Annotated in this window: 14 protein-coding genes; 2 read left to right on the top strand and 12 right to left on the bottom strand. The window is 34.2% G+C overall.

Going from position 1 to position 16733, the window contains the following annotated elements; all coding sequences use genetic code 11:
* Positions 1–14 precede the first annotated feature (14 nt).
* Positions 15–2594, bottom strand: coding sequence for a tetratricopeptide repeat protein (locus ACJRPK_RS01825; protein ID WP_407138166.1), 2580 nt, complete (start codon positions 2592–2594; stop codon positions 15–17).
* Between the two features lie 441 nt (positions 2595–3035).
* Between ACJRPK_RS01825 and ACJRPK_RS01830 the strand changes: the two genes are divergently transcribed.
* Positions 3036–4088, top strand: coding sequence for a 2Fe-2S iron-sulfur cluster-binding protein (locus tag ACJRPK_RS01830; protein ID WP_407138167.1), 1053 nt, complete (start codon positions 3036–3038; stop codon positions 4086–4088).
* Positions 4089–4093: 5 nt separating this feature from the next.
* On the opposite strand, the gene ACJRPK_RS01835 is transcribed toward ACJRPK_RS01830, so the two are convergent.
* From ACJRPK_RS01835 to ACJRPK_RS01845, 3 genes are all read right to left on the bottom strand, one after another.
* Positions 4094–5152: a glycosyltransferase family 9 protein gene (locus ACJRPK_RS01835; protein ID WP_407138168.1), complete on the bottom strand. Its 1059-nt coding sequence runs from the start codon at positions 5150–5152 to the stop codon at positions 4094–4096.
* Positions 5139–5747 carry a DUF4254 domain-containing protein gene (locus ACJRPK_RS01840; protein ID WP_407138805.1) on the bottom strand — a complete coding sequence of 203 codons (609 nt, stop codon included), beginning with the start codon at positions 5745–5747 and terminating at the stop codon, positions 5139–5141. The genes ACJRPK_RS01835 and ACJRPK_RS01840 overlap by 14 nt, the downstream gene beginning before the upstream one ends.
* A 218-nt stretch (positions 5748–5965) precedes the next feature.
* Entirely contained in the window at positions 5966–6886 is a 921-nt protein-coding gene (locus ACJRPK_RS01845; protein ID WP_407138169.1) for a DUF6427 family protein, read from the bottom strand.
* Positions 6887–7010: 124 nt separating this feature from the next.
* On the opposite strand from ACJRPK_RS01845, the gene ACJRPK_RS01850 reads away from it, so the two are divergent.
* Positions 7011–7241, top strand: coding sequence for a DUF6341 family protein (locus ACJRPK_RS01850; RefSeq protein ID WP_407138170.1), 231 nt, complete (start codon positions 7011–7013; stop codon positions 7239–7241).
* Positions 7242–7301: 60 nt separating this feature from the next.
* Here the strand turns inward: ACJRPK_RS01850 and purD are convergent, their stop codons facing one another.
* The 8 genes from purD to ACJRPK_RS01890 form a co-directional block, all read right to left on the bottom strand.
* Complete coding sequence (gene purD, locus ACJRPK_RS01855; RefSeq protein WP_407138171.1) at positions 7302–8576, bottom strand: phosphoribosylamine--glycine ligase; 1275 nt, start codon at positions 8574–8576, stop codon at positions 7302–7304.
* 74 nt (positions 8577–8650) lie between these two features.
* The gene (locus ACJRPK_RS01860; RefSeq protein WP_407138172.1) at positions 8651–9997 is read right to left on the bottom strand and encodes an undecaprenyl-phosphate glucose phosphotransferase; all 1347 of its coding nucleotides are present in this window, start codon (positions 9995–9997) and stop codon (positions 8651–8653) included.
* 8 nt (positions 9998–10005) lie between these two features.
* Entirely contained in the window at positions 10006–10983 is a 978-nt protein-coding gene (locus tag ACJRPK_RS01865) for a UDP-glucuronic acid decarboxylase family protein (RefSeq protein WP_407138173.1), read from the bottom strand.
* Positions 10980–12290, bottom strand: coding sequence for a UDP-glucose dehydrogenase family protein (locus tag ACJRPK_RS01870; RefSeq protein ID WP_407138174.1), 1311 nt, complete (start codon positions 12288–12290; stop codon positions 10980–10982). The genes ACJRPK_RS01865 and ACJRPK_RS01870 overlap by 4 nt, the downstream gene beginning before the upstream one ends.
* On the bottom strand, positions 12291–13412 hold the full coding sequence (locus tag ACJRPK_RS01875; protein ID WP_407138175.1) for a glycosyltransferase: 1122 nt from the start codon (positions 13410–13412) through the stop codon (positions 12291–12293).
* Positions 13399–14697, bottom strand: coding sequence for an O-antigen ligase family protein (locus tag ACJRPK_RS01880; protein WP_407138176.1), 1299 nt, complete (start codon positions 14695–14697; stop codon positions 13399–13401). Before ACJRPK_RS01880 ends, ACJRPK_RS01875 begins: the two co-directional genes overlap by 14 nt.
* Positions 14672–15358 (bottom strand): hypothetical protein, encoded by a 687-nt coding sequence (locus tag ACJRPK_RS01885; RefSeq protein ID WP_407138177.1) that lies wholly within the window; start codon positions 15356–15358, stop codon positions 14672–14674. Before ACJRPK_RS01885 ends, ACJRPK_RS01880 begins: the two co-directional genes overlap by 26 nt.
* Positions 15359–15708: 350 nt before the next feature.
* Positions 15709–16731, bottom strand: coding sequence for a hypothetical protein (locus ACJRPK_RS01890; protein WP_407138178.1), 1023 nt, complete (start codon positions 16729–16731; stop codon positions 15709–15711).
* Positions 16732–16733: the final 2 nt, after the last annotated feature.

Here is a 16733-nt window from a genome sequence, read left to right on the forward strand (position 1 = left end):
TTGTTATGTTTTAATTATTGATTCGCTTCTAGTTCAGTATACTTCTCCATATTTTTATGAATTTGAAGAATACGATAATTTGGTGATGCTATTACAAAATATGGTGCAGTAATAGCAGGATAGTACTTCTTTTTTCTATTCCAATTTGAAAGATCTGCTCCTTTTGTATTTTCCGTTTTACCAATACTAAGTAATTCAGCCAATCCTTCGGCTCCCAATTTATTTCTTTTCGTATGAATAACCAACAATTGTTGTTGTTCATTATACACATCAACGGAAACTTTCATCTTATCGTATTTTAGCTCCCTAAGAATATTTTGAATAGTCTCCTTCAATTCATTAATTTGGTTGTCTCCAAAATTGGAAAAAGTATATACTAACTTGTGATTTTTCTGATCATCAAGCTCTTGTGAAAACATGTTATTTTCTAACTGAGGCACTGCGGTTTGATAAATAAATTGCGCCTTTTTTCCTTCCGGGCTTTGTGGATAATTCAACGCCACATAATTTAACGCCTTCTTATACGGCTCCAATCCTCTCAAACGTCCGATAGCCTGTGCTTTTAACAGTTCGAATTTCGGATTAAATTCTTCACTCCCAAATTTAGCAATCATCTTATCACTTTGCTCAATCACCACCTCATATTGCTGCTTATTAAATTGAAGGTACAGTTGATTGTATATTGCTCCGGGGCTTGATTCGTCCTGCTCAAGTGCTCGGTCTGGGTTTTGTAAAATTTTTGCATACCGAGATTCGCCGTGTTCGTTAATAATAGAATTCTTCATCTGAGCAGCAAGTGCTTCTTCACCACGCAGCTGATATATCTTAAACAAATTATATTTGGATGGTACGATGAGTCGTTCTTCCGGATTGTTTTGAAGCAAAGATTCTAGTTTATCTACCGCCAGATCATACTCTTTAAACTTCTCTTTGTATATAACCCCCAATTGATAATAGGAAAAATTTCGTTCTTTCTTTAAGCTATCGATTGCAGCCACCGAAGTTGGTAATTGATCAATATAAGTTTGTGGATCAAAAAGTGGATCCTGCTCAATATCATAAGTATCTTCTTTGGTAGTCTCAGCTACCTCCACACTTAGAGGGTTTGTGACGCTCGACACTCTCCAGTTATCTTGTAATTCGCGATTCCCAAAGGTTCTTTTAAAACTAGTTTTTCCGAACCCAACCGTAGTGGGGTTATAAAAATAAAAGGTTGCCTCGGCAGTAGGCCCGCCGACTGCTGTGGGTGCCGTAGGGTTGAATCGGGTCTCATAAGGAAGTGCGCTTTTTATTCGTGCAACCTCAGCTGCTTCTTGCTTAGCAATTGCAATTGCTTTAATACTATCTGTATATTTTGAGTAATAGGCTGTTTTTTGAGAAGGTGACATCGCAACCACATTCAAGATACTATCATTTACCTTCGCTATCGCTTCGTATAAAATTACATCATCCAGATTGTCTCGTTTCTTTTTTAAGGTGCGATACTTTTTGGAGTTGACATTCATACGCTCTAAGGTGCTATCATAGTACGCTCCTGCACTCGCATACTCCTTGGTATCAAACTGTATATCTCCTAAAGCTTTATAATTGAGTGATTCAAGATAGGTGTCATCAGAGTTTGTTCTTAGCGATTTATTATAGTTCACAATTGCTAACCGCATAGAGTCTAATGCTGAATAATACACTGCTTTTTGATTATAAATTCGATCAAGAAAAGGTCTGTTTTCTCTATTCTTCTCTAGTTTCTCTAATTCTTCGAGCAAAACCTCGTTAGCTCCGCCACTGTAATCAAAATTACGCGCTCGCGCTATATGCGCATTGATTAGGTATGCTCGCGAAGTACTTCGGTTTAAATCGATAACCTGCGTAAATGCACTATTCGCGCTGTCTTTATAGTTAAGTTGATTTAATAGCTGTCCCTTGATAAAATAATAACGCCCTTTATATTCATTATTTTTGGTGTGTACTCCTGCCTTATTAATATATGTGATGGCAGAATCCGGTTGCTTCAGATTAATAAAAGCTTGAGCAATCATAGCTGTTGCATCAGCATAATCTTCATCATCCAAAAACTCCTCATCAATCATTTTTTTGAGATCGTCAATAGCTTTTTGATCATTATCCAGTCGCATATTGGTTTTAGCTCTCCAAACCTTTGCATGATTAATGGTATTACTCGTCGGATACTTATATAAGATATAATTGAACGCCTCTAAAGCAGGAATAAAGCGCTGTTCATGATACCGTGCTTTGCCTAACAGCAAAAAAGCTTCATCAATTTTAGGATTACGCTCCCGACCATCAATTAGCATACTGTGCTTTTGAATTGCTTTTACAGCTTTCTCTTCGGCTCGATCAAAATTCTCATTAAGCACCTCATTCGGTAACCTGACATCTTCACTAACGGTTAGACGCTCAACCGGCAGTATCTCCCAAAAATTATCATTATATGATTTCACAATTTCTTCTTGCCCCTGATCATAAGCCAAACGTCCGTTGTATAAGGTGTTGTTCTTTGTAGTTATATCATGCCATACACGGTTTATAAATTTATCTTTTTTACGAGAACATGCTAAAGCCGTAATAAGCAGCATAGCAAAGCATAATATTTGTAAAAATCTAAATTTCAAAAGTTGTAGTATTTATACGGTAAATAACTAAAATTGAATGGTTTTGTTGTGCTTTAATCCAATAATTCACTCATCTAAATGAGTAGAACTGTAAAAATACATTTCTTATTGTAAAGTAGAAGCCTGTTTTAGGGTTTTTATATGTTGTAATTCATACTGCTAGCACATAACTTTAACAATTCTATCCTTTAAATAGCTCTTCAATACACTATAAAATTTCTTCGACAAAATGATATTATGTGTTCTTATATAAATTTTCAGCTCAAATTGAAACAACTAGTTCTGCATTTATTATTTTTGTCAAAAATTTTCGAGCTTGAAATTAAATATATGTTTTAAGCACATCACACGCTTTTTTTTAAAGAGGTATAGCTCTTTACCAAGAAAAGCTTTATAGTTATAACAATGTCAGATTTTTATACGCTTACCATAAAAGATATTATCAGAGAAACTCCAAAAGCGGTTTCTATTGAATTCACAGTCCCTTTGGACTTAAAAAAAACTTTTGAATTCACCGCTGGACAATACGTTACACTCAAGACTGTCCTAAATGGAAAAGAAGTGCGACGTGCTTATTCCTTATGCAGTTCTCCCAATAGTGAAGTATTAAAAGTTGCGGTAAAGGAAATCGATGGCGGAACGTTTTCTGCCTTTGCCAATAACATTTTGAAGGTAGGAGATTCACTTGATGTCCATGTTCCTGAAGGAAACTTTAAGCTCAAAACAAATTCCGGCAACACTAAAACCTATGCGGCTTTTGCAGCAGGTAGTGGTATCACACCAGTATTGAGTATGGTTAAAGCTGTATTGGAAGATGAGCCTAACAGTACTTTTATTCTTGCTTATGGAAACAAATCTCTGGACGAAACTATCTTCTTTAAAGAATTATTAGCCCTGCAAGTTAAGTATCCTGATCGTCTCTTTATAGAATTTTTCTACAGTCGAACTCAAGAAGCAAACAGTCATTTTGGTCGTATTGAGAAATCGACAGTGAACTTTATTCTAAAAAATAAGTTTAAAGATCAAACTATAAACTCGTTCTTTTTATGTGGTCCTGAAAGCATGATATCTACCGTGACAGAAGTGCTACAAGAGCAAGGGGTTGCAAAAGATGCTATTCATTTTGAGCTGTTCACTGCAAGCAGTGAACCCGTAGAAATTGATGCGTCATTAGAGGGAAAAACTTCGATTACGGTTCTTGTTGACGATGAAGAATCTACCTTTGTTATGGATCAAAAGAAAACAATTCTTGATGCTGCGCTGGATGAAGATATTGATGCTCCTTATTCTTGTCAAGGAGGTGTTTGTAGTTCGTGTATATGCAAAATTACTGAAGGAACAGCTGTGATGGAAAAAAATAGCATTTTGACCGATGGAGAAATTGCTCAGGGATTAGTATTAGCTTGTCAGGCCCATCCTACTTCGGCAACTATTAAAGTTGATTTTGATGATGTCTAAATTGCCTAAATATACTTCATAATTCTATCGACCACATCCTCTGGGTGAATCGTCTGCATTACATTTTCATAACCTTGCGGAACCTTGTTTCCGTAAATAGAAGTCGGTATTTTATCATATCGTGATAAGTCGGGTAATAAGGCATGTTCCATCGGTTGTCCAAAGGGTGCAAAACCGGTAAAAGGATGTGTCACACCCCAAATTGTAAGTGTTGGTATCCCATACATGGCAGCAAGATGTGCATTCCCACTGTCCATCGCCAACATACCATCTAGATTGGCTATAAGGCGCAATTCATTTTCAAATGACAGCCTGCCGGCTATAGTTACAGTATTGTTATATTTACTCGCAATGACATTTAGTATATCTTTTTCTTTTTTTCCACCCCCAAATAGAAAGATATCGAACCTGTCGGAGCTGTTGAGGCTATCAATTACTTTAACTATCGACTCAAAAGGATAGGTTTTACTTTCGTATTGCGCAAATGGCGCTATCCCTAGCCATTTTTTTGATGATGTTGGTATCACCGTGTTAATTTCTGATGTAAGCGCAGCTTTTTCAGGAAAACTATGCGTATTTAAATCAATGGAAAACCCTAAATTCTCAAAAACATCAGCATAGCGTTGATGCGTAGATTTTAACTGCTTAAAAATTTTATTGCTAGCTCTGGTGAGTGCTTTTTTTTCTTCTCTACCTTTATCAATTTGAACCACCGGAATTCCGCTAATGCGAAAAAAAGATTTTAAAATATTTGATCGTAGCACGTTATGTAGATCCGCCACCGCATCAATTCCCAACCTTTTTAATTCCTTGCTTAGTTTAAAAAGTCCTAAGGCGCCTTTGTGAGCACCATCTACATCTGCCGGATAAACCCGAACGTTATCAATATCATTAAATAACGGCGAGAAAAACGCACGGGTGAGCACTGTAATTTTTAGCTGTGGATACTTTGCACACACCGTTCTCAAAACAGGAACGGTCATAGCAACATCACCCATAGCCGATAAGCGTATTACTAAAAGATGCTTCGTATGAGCAAGCATTTCGGTTTTATTTTTCGCCACGTAGAACAGGATTTAACTCCTCGTCGTTATACATTTTCATTTGTTTGTATACTTTCATATACTTATCGCCTTTTGATATATCATTGAGTAAGGTATCTATAGCTGTAGACAAATCAACACGTTGTTCTAACAAAATATCTAATTTATTCTGACAAGCTTCGCGATGCGCAGCTGACGCATCTGCACGGGTAGCCTCTTCATGCATATGGTAAACCTTAAGTGCTAAAATTGACAATCTATCAACTCCCCAAGCCGGACTCTCCGTATTTATCGTTGCGTTTTCTTTTGGAGATACATTCTCGTACTGTTCTAAGAAATAGCTATCAATATACTCTACCATATCGGTACGATCCTGATTAGATGCATCGATCAGTCTTTTTAAATTGAGCGCTGCAACGGGATCGATTTGAGGGTCTCTGATAATATCTTCATAATGCCATTGAACCGTATCAATCCAACATTTTCTATATAACAGATGTTCTATCACCTCTTTTTTGGCGTCATAAGGGTTTTTAAAGGGTTGGTCCACCGTATTGATTATATGGTAGGTATCTATAACTTCCTTAAAAATTCGGTTGGCTTTTTCAGTAAACATCATTATATACTATTATTATTTATTCAAAATGATTAGCACTATTATTTTTTTAATGAACACTTCCTTCCAGTTCTCAGGAAACGGGTCATCTTCACCTTTCTAAACGGTGCAAAGGTATTATAATTTACTTGGAATACCTGATAAATTTATGTTGCTTCCTGTTGTCATCAAAACATTAAACGACTCAACTTTTAAGCTTCCCGTGCACTTTTTGCAAATTAAAAAAGTAAAAACAGTAATGGTAGTAGTCCAAAAACCCACAAGTGAATCTCTTTTATAAACTTGATTTGTATTAATTCGATATAGGTAGCACCCATAATGGCAAGTGGCGGAACGATAAAAATCATTTCAGAGGTATCTTTATTTGGAGATACTAAAACAACACCGATACCAATCGCTATATAACCGATAATTAGTTTCATTAATGGTTTATATGAAGTTGGTCTACTACTAATCCTCAAAGTATAAGCTATCAAGAAGAATCCGGCGCAAATTGATAGGGCTCCTAAAGTAAAAAAGTGGGCCCCGTATAAGGTATTTGCAAAAGCCTCATAAGAGACTACTGCCTTTTCAACCGGATTAAAAAAACTATCAAACACTAGTAAGGTAAAACAGTTTGCTAATACAAATACTGTGATCACCCCTATGATTGGAACAAACCAATTTCTGTAATCAGTAGATCTAAAAAAATAAATTCCTATAAAAATAAGCGCAATAAATCCGATACTCCAGAAATAGGCTGTACTTGCCAAGCCAATGCATAGGGAAGCATTAAAGATTTTAGCTTTAGCTTTCGTATGATTCATCATCTCGGTTATCTGAGAGAATGATAATAAGACAAAGCTGCTTGCTATAATTTTATCCACATGAGCAAGTGCTTCCGGGACCATGCAACAAAGCGAAACGTATAAAAAAAGCACCACAGTACCTTTACTGGTTAAGTTACTTTTTCTGGCGATCACATAAAGTAACGCCATACTAAACAAGTAAAAAATTAGTCCTAACGCTAAATTAAAAACATTGCTATTTAAAGCTTCTAAAACCTGTTTGTTTGATACGATTAGGGCAATTACAATCAAGTAAAGCGCGATTGCGATGAAGTTAATCGGTTTAGATTTGGATAAAAAAGTGGATAACACTACTATTTTTTATATTTTTGTGCGCGATAGCATGGTTTATGCATCGCTGTTTAACGAAATAGATTAATTATAGTAAATGTAAAGCAAGATACGTTTTACTTTTTACAAAATATATACTTATATCATGAAAGACTTATTTGAAGCAATTGAATCACTTTTTGTTGATGTACTTTTTTTACCAATGGATGCCTTAAGAGCACTGGAGTTAGAAAGTTGGGGAGCAGCAAATATGTTAAACTGGTTGTTTATGCTTATTGGGTTTGTTGCTTTTGTATACTGGATGAAGCAATTAAAGCAGTTTAACGACAACAATGAGGAGGATCGTGATCCAACGGCGCATTCTTTTTTAAACTAAGGACGCCTTATTATAATCTTAAAAAAGCCGTACTTTTTTAAAGTACGGCTTTTTTAGATATCAGTCTAAGTCGAAACCAAGATCTTTTCGATAATAGATTCCCTCAAAATTAACTTTAGCTACTTCGTTATAAGATTTTTTGAGTGCTTTTTTATAATCAGTATCCAACGCAGTTACCGCTAGAACCCTACCACCATTGGTAACGACATCGTTTCCTGTAAGTTTTGTCCCTGCATGAAAAACGATAGCAGCTGAAACCTCATCGATTCCTGTAATCTTTTTATCCTTTTGATACGCTTCGGGATAACCTCCCGAAACGGCCATCACTGTAGTCGCACTTCGCTGGTCTAAATCTAAGGTAAATTTATGAAGTGTCTGGTCCTCTAAGCTATCTAACAATTGTACCAAGTCACTTTTAATTCTAGGTAATACTACTTCGGTCTCAGGATCTCCCATACGCACATTGTATTCGATCACCTTCGGTTCATCACCTACTTTAATCAATCCAATGAATATGAATCCTTTGTAATCTATGTTTTCTTTTGCCAACCCATCAACGGTTGGCTGTATGATATTCTTTTCAATTTTAGCCATAAAAGCTTCATCGGCAAAAGGCACCGGTGAGATAGCCCCCATGCCGCCAGTATTAAGCCCTGTATCCCCTTCGCCAATACGCTTATAGTCTTTTGCCGTTGGCAGCGTTATATGATTCTTACCATCAGTTAATACAAACACGCTTAGCTCGATACCATCCAGAAATTCTTCAATTACAACCTTTTCACTTGCTGCACCGAACTTTTTATTCGTGAGCATATTGTCAAGTTCCTGTTGTGCTTCCTTAAGATTTTGAAGGATCAACACCCCTTTTCCTGCAGCTAAACCATCTGCTTTTAGTACGTAAGGAGGCTGCAATGTTTTTAGAAATTCTTTCCCCTCCGCAACAGTACTAGCTGTAAAACTTTGATAAGCCGCTGTAGGGATATTATAGCGCATCAGGAATTCTTTGGCGTATTCTTTACTCCCTTCTAACCTTGCTCCTTCTTTTGAGGGTCCAATTACTTTAATAGATCGCAACGCGTCGTCTGCAGCAAAATAATCTTTAATTCCCAGCACCAAAGGATCTTCCGGCCCTACTACTACCATTGAGATGTCTTCGGTCATCACCAACTCCTTAATCGCTTCAAAATCTGTTACCGAAAGAGCAACGTTGGTCGCGATTTTTTGAGTCCCTGCATTGCCCGGAGCTACATAAAGTTTATCGCACAACTCACTTTGTGCTATTTTATAAGCAAATGTGTGTTCTCTCCCTCCTGATCCTAGTATTAAAATATTCATTAAATCCCGTATTTATAATTTGGTACACTTAATTCTTGACTCGTATAAACTTATCTTAACAGAATGTAGCAAACCTAATATGCTTTTTCCTCTCCTTGTACAGCGTTTAGTACAGTTAAGACAATAATTTTGATATCCAGTAGCAATGACCAGTTTTCAATATAGAAAATGTCATATTTTACTCTATTAATAATATCTTGTTGTGTTTCTATTTCCCCTCGAAAACCGCTCACTTGGGCTAAGCCTGTGATTCCTGGTTTAACAAAATGTCGAACCATAAACTTGTCTACGCGTTGTAGAAATTCTTCGTTATGCTTTACCATATGGGGCCTAGGGCCTACAACAGACATTTCACCCTTAAGTACATTAATAAATTGAGGCAATTCATCAATACTAGTTTTGCGAATAAACCTACCAACTTTAGTTACTCTATCATCTCCTCTGGTAGCTTGATTCGCACTATTGCTAGGTTTCATAGAACGAAACTTAAGACAATAGAACTCTTTATAATCTATTCCATTTCGTTTTTGTTTAAAAAAAACAGGGCCTCTGGACTCAAATTGTATTAAGATTGCCAAAAGTGGTGTTAACCATGACAAAATAAAGATTAAAACTGCCAAAGATAATAGTATGTCAAATGACCGCTTGGCAAATTTATTAAGGGTAACGTCCAACGGAATCTCCCGGAACGACAGAACCGGTACATAGCCATAATAGTTAAAAATTAATTTTTTAGTAAAAATATCTTTGTTATCCGGTATAAATTTTAAAATTTTAAGGTTGTTATCTGTAAAACTAACAATCTCTTTTAGCTGATTGTTTGATAATTCAGCAATAGAACAATATACTTCGTCAATCTCATTTTCCACGATATAATCAAAGCAAGATTCCAAATCAAAGCTCTCTTCTTTTACACAAAATTGCTTTTGAAACCTATACCCAAACTCCTGCCTAGTATTAAAAAGTTTAATAAGTTGATTAATCTTTTTATTGTCGCCAATAACAACCACACGTCTAATATTACCCCCAAAAACTTTACGATATTTTAGCAACAAAAATCGAATTAAAAACTTGAAGAAGGTGATTAAGACAATGATGGAGATAAGATATTTTCCCATCTCAAATCTACTGATACCGGGTTGTTTGAAAAACCCAATAAAGGCATAAAGAATAAGTGCAAAAATCAAGAACTGCCGAATAATCGAGGCCAGAATCTGTATGATTTTTGAATAGCGTTCTGTATTATAAAATTCGTTTTTGAATGATAAAATGATCCAGATAGCACTTGTGTATAGAGAGAATAGCGTATAATTGGCTATATTAACTTCGAAAAAATTAATCGCAAAATTCAAAATTAATAAATCAACCAAGCAGAATAGCGGCTTAATATATACTGAATATCTTCCCGATTTACTTTTCATAGTACAATTTATCCTTTATCAAAATTACGGTGTTCACTTTTAGACAATGCCTCTCTTGAAAAATCTTTGAAAAAAGCTAACGTTTGTTGCATACCTTCAGCTCGTTCAACCTTAGGCTCCCAATTGAGTAGTTCTTTCGCCTTTGTGATATCCGGTTGCCGTTGCAACGGATCATTTGTTGGTAAGGGTTGATAGACAACTTTCTGATTTGCATTCGTAAGCTGTATTATTTCTTCGGCAAACTCCTTAATTGTAATTTCATCAGGGTTTCCGATGTTTACCGGGTAGACATAGTCGCTATGTAATAATCTAACAATTCCCTCAACCAAATCATCTACATAACAAAAAGAGCGTGTTTGCAGGCCATCACCGAATATTGTTAAATCTTCACCACGTAATGCTTGTCCGATAAAAGCGGGTACTACGCGTCCGTCATTCAGTCGCATTCTTGGACCATAAGTGTTAAAAATTCTAACGATACGCGTATCTACTCCATGATAGGTATGATAGGCCATTGTAATGGATTCCTGAAAACGTTTTGCCTCGTCATACACCCCTCTTGGACCAATCGTGTTTACATTCCCAAAATAATCTTCATTTTGTGGATGTACTAATGGATCCCCGTATACTTCACTAGTTGATGCGATAAGAATTCTTGCATTCTTGTCTTTGGCTAGACCCAAAAGATTATGTGTCCCTAGAGAACCAACTTTTAATGTCTGAATCGGAATTTTGAGATAATCGATCGGGCTTGCCGGGGAAGCAAAATGCAAAATATAGTCCAAATCTCCCGCAACATGAACAAACTTTGTCACATCATGATGATGAAACTCAAAGTTTTTTAATTTGAAGAGATGTTCTATGTTTTTTAAATCCCCAGTAATAAGGTTATCCATAGCAATCACATAACATCCATCATTTATAAAACGATCACACAAATGCGACCCTAAAAACCCTGCTGCTCCTGTTATAAGTACGCGTTTCATGTAATAGCTTTTCTTCCTATTGAAATGTAATCGATATTTTCTTTTTGGATATCACTAAGATCATACAGGTTACGACCGTCAAAGATAACAGGATTCGCTAATAATTCCTTTATTTTTTTGAAATCAGGTGTTCTGAAGATACTCCATTCGGTACAGATAATAAGTCCGTCAGCGTTTTCTAAAGCCTCGTACATTGTTTTAGCAAAATGTATTTTATCGCCATATTTCTTGGCCACATTTATCATAGCTTCCGGATCAAAAGCTTTAATATTAACCTGTTGTTCCAACAAATTATCAATGATGTCCAATGCAGGAGCCTCTCTAATATCGTCAGTTTCCGGCTTGAACGCCAAGCCCCAAACTGCAAAAGTTTTTCCACGAAGGGTACTGCCAAAGTACTTATTAATTTTAGGAAGTAGAGAAACTTTTTGATTCTGATTCACTTGTATGACTGAATTTAAGATCCTGAAGTCATAACCTACTTCTTTGCCTGATCGATGTAATGCTTTAACATCTTTTGGAAAACAAGAGCCACCATATCCTATCCCGGGGAACAGGAAACGTTTACCGATCCGGGAATCTGTACCCATGCCTATTCGTACCTTATCTACATCTGCTCCAACTTTTTCACAATAATTTGCAATCTCGTTCATAAAGGTGATTTTGGCCGCCAAAAAGGAATTTGCCGCATACTTGGTAAGTTCGGCAGATTTTTCGTCCATGATCAATATGGGATTACCCGATCTCACAAAGGGTTTGTATAACCGATTCATCAACTCGATTGCTCTCTCTGAACTTGAGCCTACTACGATTCTCTCTGGTTTTAAGAAATCATCTACTGCGAACCCTTCTCTCAAAAATTCAGGGTTAGAAACCACATCAAACTCACAATTAGCATTTTTTCCAATGACTTCCCTAACTTTTTCTGCAGTACCTACTGGAACCGTGCTTTTATCAACAATAACTTTGTATTCTGTAATGAGGTGCCCAATCTTGTCAGCCACATCAAGCACATAGGAAAGATCTGCAGATCCATTTTCATCCTCAGGTGTTGGTAAGGCTAAAAACACTATGTCGGCATGTGTGATGCCTTCTTCTAGACTGGTGCTAAATGATAATCTCCCAGCTTTAATGTTTCTATCAAATAAAATGTCTAAGTGTGGTTCATAAATAGGAACGACACCGTTCCGCATTTTTTGAACTTTCTCCTCATTGATATCAACACAAATAACTTCATTACCGGTCTCAGCCAAACATGTACCGGTAACCAAACCCACATACCCGGTTCCTATTACTGCTATTTTCATTTAACTATAAGTTTGGTAAATTTTTTCTAATTCCTTGATGTTAGAGACTAAATTAAAATTTTTTAAAAATAGCTCATATGAATTAGCAGCAAACTTTGATCTTTTATTTTCGTCAGAATAAAGCTCAATAATTTTTGTTGCCATATCGTTAACACTTTCATTTCTTATAATAAATCCATTATAATTGTCTTTGACTAAATCACGGTTACCATCACAATCCGTTACAATACATGATTTTGATAAACTTAAGCTTTCAATAATGGAGTAAGGCAATCCCTCATATCTTGAGGTTGAAACATATAGAAGAGATTGTTTTATTATAGAAATAATTTTTTCTCGCTCTACCCAATCGATTAATAGTATATTATTGTCAAGATTTAATTTACTTATCTGCTTAATTACACTATCCTTATTTGGACTATATTCCCCTACTCCCATAATTACAAGGTAAATGTTAGGGATTGTTTTCTTTACTTCATATATCACATTTACCATCATTTCAATATTTTTTTGATAAGATGGTCTTCCCACCGTGCAAATGTAGTTTTGTGGTAGTGAGACATGAGGCTTGGCTTCAAAATTATTTAATGGGAGGATTGAGTTATTAAACTTTAAGGCCTTATTGATATTATATCCAACATCATTAATACCTCGCGATTTTTCAGACTCAGAGGTAGCAAGTAAGTAAGAATTAAACTTTTTAAAAAAACGCTCTATATTGAGAAATAAAGTTCGTTTAATTTTAGATTGTGCGCTTAGGTATGAATATGCATGTGGAGTATGCAGCACATTTACTTTATAAAAAACTGAAGCTGCTCTACCCAAAATTCCGCCTTTGGCACTATGTGCATGAATAATGTCTGGTTTTTCTTTTTTAAGAATAGATACTGTTTTGTATAAAGCCTGAAAATCTTTGAACAAGTTTATTTCTCTCTGAACAGGAACATAGTATTGCTTTATCTCTTGTCCAACATTATTAAAATATTTCTTCTTGGAGTCATCTTTTTGATGAATAATGATATTTTCAAAAATTTCTGAATCAAGGTTTTCTGTGATCAACCTTAAGTATACATCCACACCACCAACAGATTGTAAAACGTGAATTATTTTAATTCTCTTCAAAACCTTTCTTTTTTAAGTATATAAACTGATTTGCAAATATAGAAAACCACAATCCACTAAATGCTATTCCATCGTATCTTATTAAAAAATCATCAGTTAAATTAGAAATTAGGAATATAATAAAAAAGGAGATTATCACTGGGTTTTTTAACTTAGCACCTAACCAACCTATGGTAACCATAAAAATTATTGTTACACATAACCCGAGTATGCCAAACTTTAGCAAAAAATCAATGTATTGATTATGAGTTGGAAACTCATTTCTTGCTAAGAATTTCTGATTAGTTTTTTTAAAATAATTCACTAGTTCTCCTTTCGCATCAGAAGCTCCATGACCTATCCAAATTCTATTTTCAGACAGTTCAATTGCAGATATCCATATAGAAACCCGTGTCACCAATTTGCTATACACCTCATCTTCAGGGTTTTCAAATTCATCTAATTTACCGATCTTATCCATATCAGAAAAACTCCCGCTCGTAAATTTTTGCAAACTATATGGAAAAATTTTAACGAAAACAGATAAGAATATAATTATTGAGATAAAAATGACTAAAATCACTTTAATAGACTTCTTAGTACTCATTTCATTATTCTTAAACCTATAAAAAAACACTGTCAGAAAACTAAGAATACTGGTTACAATAGCTACACGGGTATTTACGTAAAGCAAAAAGAATAAAGATAAAAGAAATAGTAATCCATAGATACCGTAAAAATGAAGCGTTTTTAAATTTGTTCTTCTATTCAACAAAAGAAATAATGATGAAGCAGTAACAAAGGAAATATGCATGTTCAGTGCAGGAGCGTGCATTCCAAAACTTGACGAAAAGTGGTATCCCATTTCCCATAAATGAATACCTTTTAAGTATTTTTCTAAATTCTCTGAATATAATATTGAATATCTTATAAATAAAATTAACAGCAGGGAAACTGTAGTTATGGTGTAAATGTTGAGAAATTTACGAAGATTGATCTTTTTGTTAAATCCCAGAATAAAAATTGGGAAAATTAATAATGATAATCTTTTTTCCATTGACTTTAAACCTTCTGATATCTCTTGATTATTCCAGAGAAAAAGTATATCCAAGATGAATGGACTTGCAACTATTAACAATAGTTTTAAGCGTGTTGAGTCAACTTTCAACCGTTTAATAAAAATAATATTAAACAATGTAAACAGGATTATTAAAATTGTACTAATCCGTCTAAATATTATTGTAACTGAGATTAAAGTAAGAAGAAAACAAAAAATTTCTTCATACCTTTTTTCTAAATTGATCATAGTATAACATGAAAAATATTATTGGAAATATACCGGCTTTATGCCTTACCGCAGATCCTAAATCTGGTTCAAACAGTCCTTGAATTAAAAAGTATGCTATCCCATAGTAAAATAGCCATTCAAATTCTGAATTATTATCACCCTTAACTTTACTATCATAAATTTTGAGGATATAAACTAAAAGGCACAATTGCCATAAAGCAAAAAGAATAATGTGCGGTGATAAATATAGAAATGCGTTAAGAGGTAAGTTAACCGTATAGATACCATACAATATACCTACGGTTTCACCATACCAAGTGTCTGTAGAAATAGGTGAAACAATTTGGGTATTGTTATATGCGTCTCTTCTGCTGTTAATTAATTCTCTCGTGCTATCAGATATGTAAGAGCCTTTTACAATTCCGTAACTTAACGATAAGAATACAACAGTTGTGATGCCAATGCTAATGATGAGTAATTTTTTGTTTTTAAATTTAATTTTTGACCCGTAGTAAATTGCAATCGATACTATTCCTACCAATAAGTAATAAGATCTAAAAAAATAGGAGAAAACAAGTAACGCTAAGATTAATTTGAACTTTGCGTACTTTTGTTCCCTAACCACTATGAGTACAACAATTAAATTAAAAATGTATGTTATAAATTCTTTGGTCGGCATTGACATAAATATAGCTACTATAAGTAGTGATACGAGAATTAATATACTTTTGAAGTTTGGAGATACTATTTTTATATCCTGCTTTAACTTCAATAAGAAATAAAAACAAATTGCAAATTGAAAAGCTCCTATGATTTGATATGAAAAAACCCTCAATCCTGTAACCTTATAAAACCAAATAGTAAAATGATAGCTACCTTTTAATCCTTCTAAGTAGGCGGGGTTATTAATTATGAAATTCGAATCAAAATAAAAGTTTTCCGGCAATATGTAAGGAGTGAACAAAATAAAAATGATACACAAAATGAAAAAACATGCTAAGAAAAAAGTTTGTTTCTTAATATATAAGTTTAACATTTTATTTCTTTTAGCGCATTTACAATAATATTCTTGTAATATACATCATTATAATAATCTTGAAATAAATTATTACATACCTCATAGAATAATTCATAATCCATGACCTTATTTTTTTCAATAACTTTACTAGATTTTATAGAATAATCTTCTTTGCCATCAAGCAATATTTGAAAGTTTTTTAGATCCATGTTTTTATTGAATGAGTCTATTACGTTTGTAAATATAGGCATAACCCCTACTGACAAATAGCTGTTCATCTTTGTTGGTGTAGCTACATTATTTATAATATCATCCTTTCGCAATAAGAAGCCGTATTGATGTTTACTAAGTTCTTCGTCTAAGTTTTCAAGAGAAACAAAAAGAACTTTAAAATTCTTGATGTTGTGCTCATTAATTATTCTTCTTGCTTCTTCTTTATCTTTCGTTAATATTGTAAGACTAGCATCAGGATAAGTTACTTCTATTTCCTTATAGAGTTTAATCGTTTCTTCAAAACATTGCCATTCATACAAAGTTCCTGCATAAACGAAACTTAAATCCTTTTTATAGTTTTGGCTAAAAAACTTCTTTTGTAAAGATTTATTATAACAAGGTATAACACAATAATTTCGTTTACAATAGTTATATTTTGCTTTATAATGTTCTGCCATTCGATCAGATACGAAAACATTAAATAAACTAGAATTCAAAATCAAGTGCTCCAAATTTGACAAAATTAAACTGATGATTTTCGTCTTTAAAGAATTCTTGTTTATCAAAGAATATTCTTCTGGAGTAATACCTTGAAACCAATTCATAATCTTGAAGGTTCTCTTTTTGCAGAGAATACTAATAAAATCTCGTATCCTAATAGTAAAAAATAAATCCTTCTTACTAGTTTGAAGTTTTAAATTATCCGTTTGAATAACTTCAAAGCACATCTCTTCAAAAGCCTTTTTTAAAAGGTTTGTATAATATATAGTAGCTTCATTTATACTTTCTTTAGGCAAATAAAATATTATTCTCTTGGACATCT

The sequence above is a fragment of the Aquimarina sp. 2-A2 genome, assembly GCF_045505135.1.
Lineage (GTDB): Bacteria > Bacteroidota > Bacteroidia > Flavobacteriales > Flavobacteriaceae > Aquimarina > Aquimarina intermedia.